General features: G+C 32.1%; 14 protein-coding genes. 3 read left to right on the top strand and 11 right to left on the bottom strand.

Annotation, left to right across the window (positions count from 1 at the left end):
* Nucleotides 1-35: 35 nt before the first annotated feature.
* The 6 genes from J3495_RS07320 to J3495_RS07295 form a co-directional block, all read right to left on the bottom strand.
* Nucleotides 36-686, bottom strand: a complete 651-nt coding sequence (locus J3495_RS07320) for a YggS family pyridoxal phosphate-dependent enzyme (protein WP_210665904.1) — start codon at nucleotides 684-686, stop codon at nucleotides 36-38.
* Between the two features lie 13 nt (nucleotides 687-699).
* Complete coding sequence (locus J3495_RS07315) at nucleotides 700-1,593, bottom strand: 3-hydroxyacyl-CoA dehydrogenase family protein (protein WP_210665903.1); 894 nt, start codon at nucleotides 1,591-1,593, stop codon at nucleotides 700-702.
* 86 nt (nucleotides 1,594-1,679) lie between these two features.
* On the bottom strand, nucleotides 1,680-2,645 hold the full coding sequence (locus tag J3495_RS07310; RefSeq protein WP_210665902.1) for a Gfo/Idh/MocA family protein: 966 nt from the start codon (nucleotides 2,643-2,645) through the stop codon (nucleotides 1,680-1,682).
* A 94-nt stretch (nucleotides 2,646-2,739) separates the two neighbouring features.
* A complete protein-coding gene (locus J3495_RS07305) occupies nucleotides 2,740-3,462 on the bottom strand; it encodes a LytR/AlgR family response regulator transcription factor (RefSeq protein ID WP_210665901.1) in 723 nt (240 codons plus the stop codon).
* A gap of 2 nt (nucleotides 3,463-3,464) precedes the next feature.
* Nucleotides 3,465-4,538 carry a sensor histidine kinase gene (locus J3495_RS07300; protein WP_210665900.1) on the bottom strand — a complete coding sequence of 358 codons (1,074 nt, stop codon included), beginning with the start codon at nucleotides 4,536-4,538 and terminating at the stop codon, nucleotides 3,465-3,467.
* A gap of 242 nt (nucleotides 4,539-4,780) precedes the next feature.
* The gene (locus J3495_RS07295; RefSeq protein ID WP_210665899.1) at nucleotides 4,781-6,970 is read right to left on the bottom strand and encodes a prolyl oligopeptidase family serine peptidase; all 2,190 of its coding nucleotides are present in this window, start codon (nucleotides 6,968-6,970) and stop codon (nucleotides 4,781-4,783) included.
* Nucleotides 6,971-7,395: 425 nt separating this feature from the next.
* Here J3495_RS07295 and J3495_RS07290 point away from each other — a divergent pair, with 425 nt between their 5' ends.
* Nucleotides 7,396-8,037 carry a protein-L-isoaspartate(D-aspartate) O-methyltransferase gene (locus J3495_RS07290; protein WP_210665898.1) on the top strand — a complete coding sequence of 214 codons (642 nt, stop codon included), beginning with the start codon at nucleotides 7,396-7,398 and terminating at the stop codon, nucleotides 8,035-8,037.
* 23 nt (nucleotides 8,038-8,060) lie between these two features.
* Here the strand turns inward: J3495_RS07290 and J3495_RS07285 are convergent, their stop codons facing one another.
* Complete coding sequence (locus J3495_RS07285) at nucleotides 8,061-9,068, bottom strand: helix-turn-helix domain-containing protein (protein ID WP_210665897.1); 1,008 nt, start codon at nucleotides 9,066-9,068, stop codon at nucleotides 8,061-8,063.
* A 149-nt stretch (nucleotides 9,069-9,217) separates the two neighbouring features.
* Nucleotides 9,218-9,673 carry an SsrA-binding protein SmpB gene (gene smpB / locus J3495_RS07280; protein WP_210665896.1) on the bottom strand — a complete coding sequence of 152 codons (456 nt, stop codon included), beginning with the start codon at nucleotides 9,671-9,673 and terminating at the stop codon, nucleotides 9,218-9,220.
* A 139-nt stretch (nucleotides 9,674-9,812) separates the two neighbouring features.
* On the opposite strand from smpB, the gene J3495_RS07275 reads away from it, so the two are divergent.
* A complete protein-coding gene (locus tag J3495_RS07275) occupies nucleotides 9,813-10,451 on the top strand; it encodes a porin family protein (RefSeq protein WP_210665895.1) in 639 nt (212 codons plus the stop codon).
* 104 nt (nucleotides 10,452-10,555) lie between these two features.
* Nucleotides 10,556-10,786 (top strand): VF530 family protein, encoded by a 231-nt coding sequence (locus tag J3495_RS07270; RefSeq protein WP_210665894.1) that lies wholly within the window; start codon nucleotides 10,556-10,558, stop codon nucleotides 10,784-10,786.
* Here J3495_RS07270 and J3495_RS07265 read toward each other — a convergent pair.
* The 3 genes from J3495_RS07265 to J3495_RS07255 form a co-directional block, all read right to left on the bottom strand.
* Nucleotides 10,783-11,340: a DUF3575 domain-containing protein gene (locus J3495_RS07265; protein WP_210665893.1), complete on the bottom strand. Its 558-nt coding sequence runs from the start codon at nucleotides 11,338-11,340 to the stop codon at nucleotides 10,783-10,785. The genes J3495_RS07270 and J3495_RS07265 overlap by 4 nt on opposite strands.
* Nucleotides 11,341-11,473: 133 nt before the next feature.
* Nucleotides 11,474-12,025 (bottom strand): GNAT family N-acetyltransferase, encoded by a 552-nt coding sequence (locus J3495_RS07260; RefSeq protein ID WP_210665892.1) that lies wholly within the window; start codon nucleotides 12,023-12,025, stop codon nucleotides 11,474-11,476.
* A gap of 9 nt (nucleotides 12,026-12,034) precedes the next feature.
* Nucleotides 12,035-12,886, bottom strand: a complete 852-nt coding sequence (locus J3495_RS07255; protein ID WP_210665891.1) for an aldose 1-epimerase family protein — start codon at nucleotides 12,884-12,886, stop codon at nucleotides 12,035-12,037.
* Between the last annotated feature and the right edge of the window lie 64 nt (nucleotides 12,887-12,950).

Raw genomic sequence — 12,950 nt, 5'->3', positions numbered from 1 at the left:
GTTTTTAGTATTCAGTTAGCAGCTACAATAAAACATTATCGGCCTCCAAATATGCTGCTGCCAATTCTCACCATGGTGCTGCCACATTCAATTGCAAGTAGATAATCTCCGGACATGCCCATAGATAGAGTAGATACGGATTCTAATTTGTTTTTTGTCGAATCAAAAATAGATTTTAATTGCAAAAATTCTTTTTTAATTTGGTTTTGATCTTCTGTGAAAGTTGCCATTCCCATCAACCCCAAGATACGAATATTTTTCATTTCTTTAAATTCAGATGAAGATAATAATTCGTTCAGTTCATTTTCATCCAAACCAAATTTAGATTCCTCTTCGGCAATGTATATTTGAAGCAGACAATCTATAATTCGATTATTTTTTAAAGCTTGTTTATTGATTTCCTGCATTAATTTTAAGCTGTCAACGCCATGAATCAAACTTACAAAAGGCGCCATAAATTTGACTTTATTCGTTTGCACATGACCAATCATGTGCCATTGAATGTCCTTTGGCATTTGTTCCCATTTCTCGGCCATTTCCTGGATTTTATTTTCTCCAAAAATACGCTGTCCGGCTTCATAAGCTTGCATTAAATCAGAAACAGGTTTGGTTTTAGAAACGGCAACTAATGTTACCTTTTCGGGTAAACTGGTTTTGATTGTATTTAAATTCGACTGAATCGACATAGTATTTCTTTTTTTATGAAAGGATAAACTGCTTAGAGATTTTCTCTGCCTTTTTACTTTCACTATAATCATAAAAACCTTCACCAGATTTTACACCTAGTTTTCCGGCTCTTACCATATTGACCAATAAAGGGCAAGGAGCATATTTTGGGTTTTTGAAACCTTCGTACATTACGTTTAAGATTGCCAAACACACATCAAGGCCAATAAAATCAGCTAGTTGAAGCGGTCCCATTGGGTGTCCCATTCCTAATTTCATTACCGTATCAATTTCGTAAACTCCGGCAACTTTATTATATAACGTTTCAATTGCTTCATTTAGCATAGGCATCAAAATTCTGTTGGCCACAAAACCCGGATAATCATTTACTTCAACCGGAGTTTTACCTAATTTTACAGATAAGTCCATAATAGTTTTGGTCACCTCGTCACTCGTATTGTACCCACGAATGATTTCGACTAATTTCATTATCGGCACCGGATTCATAAAATGCATTCCGATAACTCTTTCAGGATGAGCAACAACAGCTCCTATTTGCGTAATTGATATCGAAGAAGTGTTGGTTGCAAAAATAGTATTATGAGAACAAGCCTCGTTTAATTGTTTGAAGATATTCAATTTTAATTCAACGTTTTCAGTTGCTGCTTCTACCACCAAATCGACACCCACAACACCATCTTTTAGGTCTGTATAGGTAATAATATTGGTAATGGTTTTGGCCACATCTTCTTGAGTAATGGTTCCTTTAGACAACATTCTGTCTAAATTTGCGGCAATAGTAGCCATGCCTTTGTCTAATGATTTTTCTGAAACATCAATCAATTTTACGGTAAAACCACTTTGTGCAAAAGTATGTGCAATTCCGTTACCCATTGTTCCTGCACCAATTACTGCTATAGTCTTCATTTTTTTGTATTTTGTTTTTAAAATTTAAGGTCTAAAGTTACTTTTCAGCAAGCTTTAAACCTTAATATTAATGAGTATAATTTATATTATTTTTGGAAACAATCAATAATTTGATACGCCACTCGCAAAGCGTCTGTAGCCTGTTCCAGCGTAACAACTGGAGTAGTATCGGTAACAATGGCATTTGCAAATGATTCTAATTCGTCCAGAATGGCATTGTTTTGTTCTACGTCAGGATTTGTAAAATAGATTTGTTTTTTTACCCCTTCGGCATTTTGCAAAATCATATCAAAATCTCCCGGAGTTTCAGGAGCGTCTTTCATGCGAACGACTTCGCATTTTTTTTCTAGAAAATCAACAGAAATGTACGCATCTTTCTGAAAAAAACGTGTTTTACGCATGTTTTTCATAGAAATTCTGCTAGCAGTAAGATTTGCCACACAGCCACTTTCAAATTCAATTCGGGCGTTGGCAATATCGGGTGTATCGCTAATTACTGAAACACCACTTGCGCTGATATTTTTTACTTTTGATTTTACAACACTCAAAATAGCATCGATATCATGAATCATTAAATCCAAAACAACAGGAACATCTGTACCACGAGGATTAAATTCGGCCAATCGATGCGTTTCGATAAACATTGGGTTTTCGATCATGTTTTTGGTAGCAATAAAAGCGGGATTAAAACGCTCAACGTGACCTACCTGGCCTTTTACATTGTACTCTTTTGCCAGAGCAATAATTTCTTCAGCTTCGTCAACAGTATTGGCAATTGGTTTTTCTATAAAGATGTGTTTTCCTGATTTGATCGCTACTTTTGCACATTTATAATGTGAAAGTGTTGGTGTTACAATATCGATGACATCAACAGCATGAATTAATTTTGCAATTGTACTGAAGTTTTTATAGCCAAATTCTTTTGAGATTCTTTCGGCGTTTTCCTGATTTTCATCATAAAATCCGACTAATTCGTATTTGTCAGACTGTTGTAATAAGCGTAAATGTATTTTACCAAGATGACCAGCACCTAAAACTCCCACTTTTAACATGATAATGTATTTTAAACAAAAATATAATTTATTTGTTGAAAGTAAAAGTTTAGTTACTACAAAGTCTAAATTATTTAAACAATTTTAAATGTATTTATAGGCTTAATTTTTCTTTGAAGTTATTGGTTTGTCTTCTGGATATCTCTACTTTTAATTCTTTTGGAAGATGCACAAGCAGATTACCACTAAACCAAGGGTCTATTTTTAGGATATATTCGACATTTATAATTTGGTTTCGATTGGCTCGGAAGAAAAAATCATCTGGGAGTTTTTCTTCAATGTTATTTAAGGACTTATTTATTATTGCTTTTTCGTCCTGAAAAAATATTTTGGTATAATTGCCATCTACTTCAAATAAAAAAATATCAGCAATTTTTACTAGCCAGCATTTTTCGCCATCTCGTATAAAAATCTGATTGTTTAAAGTGAGTTTCTTGCTATTTTGTTCTACTTTTTCAATAAGATTTTGTTCTACTTTTTCGATTGCCTGAGCAAATCTTTTTGGATTTATTGGTTTTAGTAAATAATCTAAGGCATTGTATTCGAATGATTTAATGGCATATTCGTCAAAAGCAGTCGTAAAAATCGTGATGGGTACTTTGTCCAGCATTTCCAATAGTTCAAAACCATCTTTTTCGGGCATATTTATATCTAAAAATAGCAAATCGGGCTGAGTTTCCTGTATCAGCGTAAAACCGGAATCGACATTTTCAGCTTCCCCGATAATTTCGATTTCAGGATGATTTTTTAGTAATTCTTTCAATTCATTTCGTGCCAATCGAGAATCTTCAACTATAACAGCTTTTATTTTTTTCATACTTAAAGTATTGGAATAATTATTTTTGCAATTACTTCATTTTTTATTTCCTGCAATTTAAAACTAGCATTTTCGCCATAAATTAATTGCAGTCTTTTTTCAATATTTTTGATTCCTAATTGAGTAGAATCTTTTTCAATAGTAAGCATTCCTGTATTTGAAACGAATATGAGCAAGCTGTTATTTTCTAGTTTTGTTTGTAATGAAATCTGGCCTCCATCTTTTAGTTTTGAAATTCCGTGTTTTACAGCATTCTCTATTAACATTTGAATAATCATAGGCGGTATTTCTAATTTCAGAGTGTTTTTTTCTATTTCAGAAGTAAAATTTAAACGCTCTTCTAGCTGTATTTTCGAAATTTCAATAAAATTTTCTACCATTTCGATTTCTTCTTCCAAAGCAATTTTAGTTATATCATTTTTTGTTAGAGAATAGCGAAGCATTTCAGATAATCGGGTTATCATCTCTCTTGATTTTTCAGGATTTTCTAAAATTAATCCCCGAATATTATTCAGGCTATTAAACATAAAATGGGGATTGATCTGGCCTTTCAAAGCGTTTAATTGCGAATCTTTCAAATTGTTTTCAATTTCCATTCGATCCATTTTATTGTTTTTGATCTGCGAAGTTGTTTTGTAAATAGTGTACACAATTATCCAAAGAAAGAAAAGGAATCCCATTGCAAAAATAAAAATGACTTGTTGTTTTGCGGATTGCGTAGGATGGTCAAAAACTTCGGGCCTTTGATAAATATAATTGAGCATAAAGTAATTGTAAGCCATCAGCGTACCATAATAAAGCATTGCAGATGCAAAAATCAAAAAAATCATTTTGATGATTTCCCAAAACTTAAAATCGTCTAATTTTATATAGCGGTCATAAACAAGTTTTAAAACCATTGAAACAGCAGTAAGGAAGCAAATATTGAAAAAAAAATCAAGAAGAAGCTGCCAATTTTTATATCCTAAAACATTTAATTTCGGAAAAATAATTTGAGGAATAAGAATTATACCCGAATAGATAGTCCAGATGATGATTTGAACTAAGACAAAAATATATTTCTTTTTTTTAAGCATTTTACTGTTTATTTAACATTCAAAAGGCATTTTATATCCAGCATAAATTACAGATACAAAAATCAGACAAACTGCAACTACTAGGATTACTAGTGTTTTTGCTATTATTTTTATTCAAATATAAATTTAAATTTGTGAAAACCATTTTACAAGTACTATAGCAAAAGCGATTACGAATTTAACCATTATTTTAAGTTTAAAAACTTTGGCAATAATTGCTATTGCCAAAGTTACATTATTATCTAATTATTTTTTGGTTGAAAATCAGGATGCCCAACTTGCCATAGTGCAAAGCTTAAAATATCTGCAACTTCCTCGTAAGATTTTAGTTTTGAAGCTCCTCCAAAATGTCCTGCTTCATAATCTACTTTTAACAAAGTGGGTTTCTTAGAAGTATTTACTTCTAGCAGTCTGGCTGCAAATTTAGCTGGCGACCAAACAATGATTCTTGGATCATTAAAACCTGCTGTAGTCAAGGTTGCTGGGTATTTTACACCTTCTTTCAATTGCAAATAAGAATCCATTTCGATTAGCGCTTTAGCATCATTTTCATCTTTCATAGTTCCGAATTCTGGTATATTTGCTGGTCCGTTTGGTGTATTTTCTCCTCTTACAGTATTCATGCTACCTACTCCAGGAATTGCTACAGCATACAAATCAGGTCTTTCTGTGATGGCTCTTCCAACAAATATTCCTCCTGCACTTCGACTGTAAATAACTGTTTTTGTTGTGTTTGTGTATCCTTCTTTAATCATATATTCAGTACAAGCAATAACGTCTTTCCATGTGTTTTGTTTGGTACTTTTCTGCCCATCCAAATGCCACTTTTCGCCCAATTCTCCGCCACCTCTTACGTGGGCAATAGCAAGTATTCCGCCTCTTTCTACCCATAAAAGCAAACTTGGATTGAAACTTGGAGACATTGACATTCCATAAGCGCCGTAACCGTAGAATAAAACAGGATTATTTTTGTCTTTTTTAATTCCTTTTTTATAAATAATCGAAAGCGGAACTTCAATACCATCATACGATTTTACCATTAGTTCTTCAATTTCAAAATTTTCAAATTCTGGATATTCAGTAATGGTAGAAAGTTCTTCTCTGATAAACGTATTTGTTTTTATATCATATTTGTAACGTTCTCCTTTTGTTGTCCAGCCAGTTGTTCTAACCCATAAATCTGAAAATTTACTTCCTCTGGAAGTTAGAACTATTGTAGCAGATTTTTTTGGTGTTTTAATTTCCTTATGTTTTTTACCATCAAAATCAGTAAAGTATAATTTGCTTTCAATTCCGTTTTTTGTTTTGGTATAAAAAATTCCATCTTTGGTAATCGTAATCGGATTTAAATTCGCTTCTTTATCTTCTGGAATTACAAGTGTTGCCGTTGCTAAATTTGGATTATTAATACTTGTTTTCGTAACTTTAAATTTAGGAGAATTTAGAGTTGTATAAAAATAAATGTCCTTATGGCTAAATGCAAAAGCTTTAATTTCATCTTTTCTGTCCGTCAATAATTTCCATGTTATTTTATTTTTATATAAATCAGAACCTTTTGCTATAAATAATTTTATATTAAAGTTTACCGAAGATGGAGAAAAGAAAAGCATATCACTATCTGGATCATAACTTAGAACAGGAATTTCTTCGTCTGTAACATTCAATTCGGGATACATTGCTTTAGAAAAAATCACTTTATCCTGAGCAATATCGGTACCAACGACATGCAATTTGGTCACAATATTCATTTGCGCTTTTACATCATGAATCTCTGTTGTCGGAGATTGAATGTATATAAAAGACTTATCATCTTTCAGCCAATTGGCATAGCCAAATCTCAATTTATCAATTTTATCAGATAGAATTTTATTATCAGCTACATTTATTAGTAGCATTTCACTCATCTCACCACCGTTTTTTGAAATGTTTACTCCAATAAGTTTTCCACTTTTATTTGGAGAAAAAGAACTAATCTTAAAAGTGTCTTTTTCTTCACCTTTTAGGCTTTCAGGATCAAAAATTAAAATTTCTTTTCCTTTTAAACCATTTCGTTTATACAATTTTGCTACTTGATCTTTTGGTGTTGTTTTTTGATAAAAATAAGTTCCATCTTCCATAATTTGCACCCCGCTAATCGCTTCAGTAACTCTGTCGTTTATAGAAGTCAACTCATCAATAAGGGTTTGTTTTCCCGGAATTGAATTTAAAATGTTGTTAGTATAATCAGCTTGACTTTTCAGCCAGGTAAGAGTTTGTTCATTTTTTAAGTCTTCCAGATTTCGATATTTATCTTCAACTTTAATTCCGAAATAAGTATCTGTAACTGGAACAGAAGGTGCTTTTTCTTGTTTGCTCTGTGCAAAAGAGTTGCTCGAAAAAATTAGCCCAACAGATATAAAAGCTATTTTTTTTTTTAATGTATTTGTTTTCATAAATGATGTTTTTTGATTGATGATTTAATTAATGATTATTTGAATACGATGAGTGTAAAGAATTTATAAAGTGAAAATCCTACTGCAAATCCTACTACAAATGATTTTGCAATTTTGTAAACGTTTACTTCTTTTTTAGTTTCCATGGTTTTTGATTTTAGTGATTAATTAATTGATTTGATTTATTTGATTGATGATTTGATTGTTTTTTTTTAAGTTATTATTTCTTGTTTGATGATTCAAAAGTAGGAACACATGTAATGAAAATTTAAAAAAAATGACGAACGGTTAATACAAGCATTTGAGTGGTAAATGATTTGCAATTTTGGCAATTTGAAAGAAGTTTCTGAGTTGAAAACATTCTTTACGAAAGCATTTAAAATTGATTTACTTTCTTATTTTTACCAAAAATAATTACATCAATTTTGAAAGATACAGCCAAACATCAAGGACTTCGCAATCAATTAGTAAGCACTTTAGAACAAAAAGGAATTACCGATAAAGCTATTTTGGATGTGATAAAAAAGATCCCAAGACACCTTTTTCTGAATTCAAGTTTTGAAGATTATGCTTATCAGGACAAGGCTTTTCCGATAGGAGCAGGGCAGACTATTTCGCAACCTTACACAGTAGCCTTTCAATCTCAACTTCTGGAAGTGAAAAAAGAGCACAAAATTCTCGAAATTGGCACTGGTTCTGGTTATCAGACAGCAGTTTTATGCATGTTGGGAGCAAAAGTATATAGTGTAGAAAGACAAAACGAGTTGTTCAAACAAACCTCTATTTTGTTTCCTAAGCTCAATATTCGACCAAAACATCTTTCTTTTGGTGATGGCTATAAAGGTTTGCCACATCATGCGCCATTTGATGGAATTATAGTGACAGCGGGTGCGCCCTTTATTCCGCAGCCTTTGATGGCGCAGCTTAAAATAGGAGGCAGGTTGGTTATTCCGTTGGGAGAACAAGTGCAGATTATGACATTATTGATCCGTAAAAACGAGACACAATTTGAAAAACATGAGTTTGGAGAATTTCGATTTGTTCCCTTATTAGAAGATAAAAATTAAGCAAAGAAAGTTTTTTTTAATTTTTATTTGGAGACTAAGTCAATGGCGCGAATTAGATTTTCTTTTTCGATTTGAAGAATATAATTTACAAAAAAAGATTTATCATTCGTGTTCTGAAATTGTTCCACAACCTGTAAATATTCATTTTTATGTTTTTCATCTCCTTGTATGGTAGCAAAAACATACCCATTTTGAAGTAAAATCCAGTTCATCAATAAATTTGCTATTTGTAGATTGCCTTTTTCAAAAGGAAGGACTGTCAGGATTTTTAGATGTGCTTCTGATGACAAAAGTATTGGATGCAGGTTATTTTTGTTGGTTTCGTACCAATTAAAAAACAAATTCATTTCACGAATGATTTCTGGATCGTTTTTATATTTCCCTGATTTTTCTGGTTTTATACCTCTCAAAGCAAGATTATGAATGTTTAGAAAATCTTTTTCGGTGATGGGTATTTTTTTCTGATTTAAATCTTTAATGTAAGCAACTGATTCGTGAAGATTAATGGCTTCAAGATGTTCATTCATGCTTTTTCCGGCAATGGTTTGTCCTTCATTTATAACAGATTTAGTTTCTTCTAATGTTAGCGAGTTTCCATTCAAACGATTACTTTCAGAGATAAATTCTAATTCGAGGATTTTAGAAATACGGTGTAAATCAAAATGGTGAAAGGACTGAATTTGTTGTTTTAAAGTTTCAATTTCGTCCAGAACGCTTTGTATCGTGGTTAAAAATGTAGAATGGATTGTTTTTTTATTTTTCTGAAGTTCTTTTTCTGCGAGCAGTAAAGCTTTCAAGGCAAATTCTTCGTTGCCAATTTCGTAAAGAATTTTTTCCTTTAGCCATGCGATCATGATCGTCTCATAATCTATTTCTAAAAGCTGCGCCAATTTTGTTACTTGTTCTTTGGTTGGTTTTCGAGTTCCCGTTTCAAATTTACTAATCAAAGCCTGATCAATACCCAGAATTTGCGCTACTTCACGAGTTTTAAATCCTTTTTGCTCACGAGCATTTTTAAGAAGTGTTTTCATTTAAAAAACGTGTTTAAAAAAGTCTTGACAAATTGAGTCATTTTCTTTTGATAAAAAAAACAATACTGTAAATATTGTTTTCTTATTGAATTAAGGAATAAAAGTGCTCTAGTCTTTTGATTTTAAGACTTTTCAAATTTGGACTTTTTTTAATTGTATGCTTTTTTTATACGGTCCAAATCACGTTTCGTATCCTGTTCTTTCAGCGATTCGCGTTTATCGTAGTTTTTCTTTCCTTTACAAAGACCAATTTGAAGCTTGGCCAAACCTTTTTCGTTGGTAAACAATTTAAGCGGAACAATTGTTAATCCTTTTGCCTGAACACTTTTTTGAAGAGTTTTTAGCTCTTTTTTATTCAAAAGCAATTTTCTTTCGCTTCTTGATTTATGATTGAATTGGTTTCCAAAGGTATATTCTTCGATATAAGTATTGATCGCAAACAATTCGAGATTGCTAAACTCACAAAAACTTTCGGTGATATTGGCTTTTCCTAGTCGTATCGATTTGATTTCGGTACCGGATAAAACGATCCCAGCAGTGTAGGTATCGATTATTTCAAAATCAAAACGGGCTCTTTTATTAAGTATATTGACTGTTTTTAACATAGTAGCAAAGGTATGCAAAATTGAAAACTTTTACGTCATCAAATATAATGAAAGATTTTTTTTAATCTATGATTTTAATCATTTCTACCCGACAACCTTCCTGGTAATTTTGTTAAATAATTTCAAAAATAAATTTAAAATGAAAAATTTTTTAACATTCGTAAGTATTGTTTTAATTGGTTTAATAGCAAAAGCGCAAGATACTAATCAGGGTTTAAAAGGTACATGGTTTGCTACATCGCAATTTGGTTATCAGCAAACTAAAACGGCCGATGCTAAGAATACGAGTATGTCTGTATTGCCAATTGTAGGTACATTTATTACACCATCTGTTGCTGTGGGTGCTGGTGTTGGTTATATCAATATAAAATCTGATTCGGATGCAGGAACTGCTGCAAAAACCGATTTAATTGTTATTGAGCCTTTGGCAAGAAAATATTGGAATGTTGCCGGTTCTTTATACTTTTTCGGACAATTGGCACTGCCGGTTATAACAGGAAAAGAGAAAGAAAGTGAGTTAAAAGTAACTCAGTTTGGTCTGGCCGTATCTGGCGGTTTTGATTATTTTGTAACCAAAAATTTCTCTGTAGAGTTTTCTTATGATTTGGCCAATTTTACTTCTACAACATTAGATCCTAAAACAGGTGAAAAAACGACAGTTACTAATTTCGGACTTGCGCATGTAGCAAATGTAGACTCATTTTACAATAGTGCTTTGGGCGGAAGCAACCCCAATTTGACTTCTCCACTTTCAGTTGGATTTAAATTTATATTCTAAGAAGTTGTAGATTGATTTAGATTACAATTTACTAATTTTGTAAAAAAAAGAAGACCGTACTTTTTTAGAGAACGGTCTTTTTATTGTTATTCTAAATTTCTAAGATGCAAAACCAGTCAAAAGATCCTTTACACGGCCTTACACTTCAAAAAATAGTCGAAACCCTAGTTACTTTTTATGGTTTTGATACTTTAGCAGAATTGATTCCGATAAAGTGTTTTACATCAAATCCAAGTGTAAAATCGAGTTTAACTTTTTTAAGAAAAACAGATTGGGCGCGCAAGAAGGTAGAAGAATTGTATATAAAATCAATTCCGAAGTTTCCTGAAAACTAGTTAAGTTTGTACGAAAGCATTACACCTCCGCGGTACGGAAGCCATTCGCCGCTTTTATTCCAGTTTTTTGCTTTTTCGTACCTTCCAGGCGTTCCGTCGTTGTAATATCCGTGGTAAAAACCTTGATGCCATCCGCCTCCTGCAAAAATATCCAGTAACAATTTATCACTTACTTTTACATTATAACCCACGGTAACTCCTAATCGATAACCAAAACCATGCTCGTATTTATTAGTGTCAAAATAATTCCATTTCTGTAATTCGTAAACGTCTGGACCTGCATGGCCTCCTACATAAAATCCGTTGTATTTTTCTTTAAAATGGTAACGAACTTCAGGAGTCAGCGTGTAAAGTTTCATCGGACTATGTCCATTAAAAGATTCCCAAAAAGAAGCCATAACATCAACGCTAAAAGTAGTTTTTTTGCCAATACTGGTTTCAATTCCAACATTAGGAACTAAAATTAATGCAGAAACGGCATTAAATTTTAAATAAGTCTGGCTTTGGGATGTTACAGTAACAAAAACAAAAATTAAAATCAATAATTTTTTCATGGAAGAGATTTTATAAGTGCAGGTATAATGCAGAATTTATTATTTCGCGTGCAAATATAACGTAAACTGCCTATTTACTATTGTCAAAATAGTATAATTTAACGAGAATTGTTTTTTTCTTAAAGTGTTAAAATTACTTACTCTTTAATAATGAGTAAATTACTTTATCTAAAAAACGACCTTCATAAAAGTCAGATTCTTTAAAATGTGCCTCTTTTACAAAACCACATTTTTGCAAGACCTTTTCTGAGGCAAGATTCTCCGGATCAATAACAGCTTCTATTGAGTGCAGATGTAACTCATCAAAACCATAATCAATCAATTTATTTATCGCTTCCGGAATGATTCCTTTTCCGTGATAATTAGGTAATAACATATAACCAATTTCGGCACGATAATTTTCGGGCTGCAATCTGTAATACCCTATAATTCCGAGTAACTTCGGGTTTCCTTTGAGTGTTATTCCCCAATTTATACCGGTATTTGTTTCAATTTTATCTTCGATCATAGTGATATGTTCCAGAGCATCTTCGGTTGTTTTTACCAAAGGTCTCGGGATATATTTCATCGTTTCAGGATTCGAACGTAGTTCAAAAATTTCTGCAACATCCTCATTTGTTATGCGTTTTAAAAGCAAACGCTCAGTTGTAATTACTGGAAATGGATTAAAATTGAATATTAGCATTTTTTTGCGTTATAATATTGTGATACTAAATTTTGCATCGAAAGTCTGATGAGCATCCAAAATAAAAATTCCTTCTTTTTCGAATAAATCACCAGAATTATCAGTCGTGTCCGAGTAACCTAACCAAGGTTCGATACAGACAAACGGAGCTTGATCTTTTGTCCAGAGCCCTAAACTCGGAAAATCTTCAAAATCAACTTTTACATACGGTTTTGAATTTTTAAGAATACTCAAGGATTTAGATTTTAGATTTTTAAAAATCAAAGCGTCATTTTTAAACAGCTCAAACGTCAAGGGTACTACATTTTTTGTGGTCTCTAAAGTTTTGGTGGTATTCGAAATTAAATCATTTTCAAGCAGAAAAAATGTTAGTTTCTCCTCTTTTTCAAATTCAAAAGCATAACTTTCAAAATCACCCGGCAGAGCAATGGCAGGATGTGCACCAATAGAAAAAGGCAATTTCGAATTATTTTTATTAACTACTTTATAAGCAATAACCAAGTCATTTTCTTCCAGGGTGTAAATAATTTGCAATTCAAATTCAAAAGGATAATTCAAAAGTGTTTCTGCAGTTGCGAGTAATGAAAAAGTGGCACTATTTTCGGTTTTTTCAATCAATTGAAATTCCATATCACGAGCAAAACCGTGTCTTGGTAATTGATATTTTTTTCCATCAATGGTAAAAGTATTATTTTTTAAAGTGCCTACAATTGGGAAAAGAATAGGGGAATGTTTGCCCCAAAATGCGGGATCACCTTCCCAGATGTACTGTTGGTTTTCATGGTTTTTTAAAGAATATAATTCGGCTCCTTTATGTTTTATAGAAGCACTCAGTGTTGCATTGGATAGGGTTGTGATCAAAATTTTACGATTGAAAAGGATTAGTTTTTTACATTGTAAATATATTTGATAAATTTTATCTTTT

The sequence above is a fragment of the Flavobacterium geliluteum genome, from assembly GCF_017948595.1.
In the GTDB taxonomy this organism is placed as follows: Bacteria; Bacteroidota; Bacteroidia; order Flavobacteriales; family Flavobacteriaceae; genus Flavobacterium; species Flavobacterium flavipigmentatum.
This window is presented reverse-complemented; position numbering and strand designations above follow the sequence as displayed.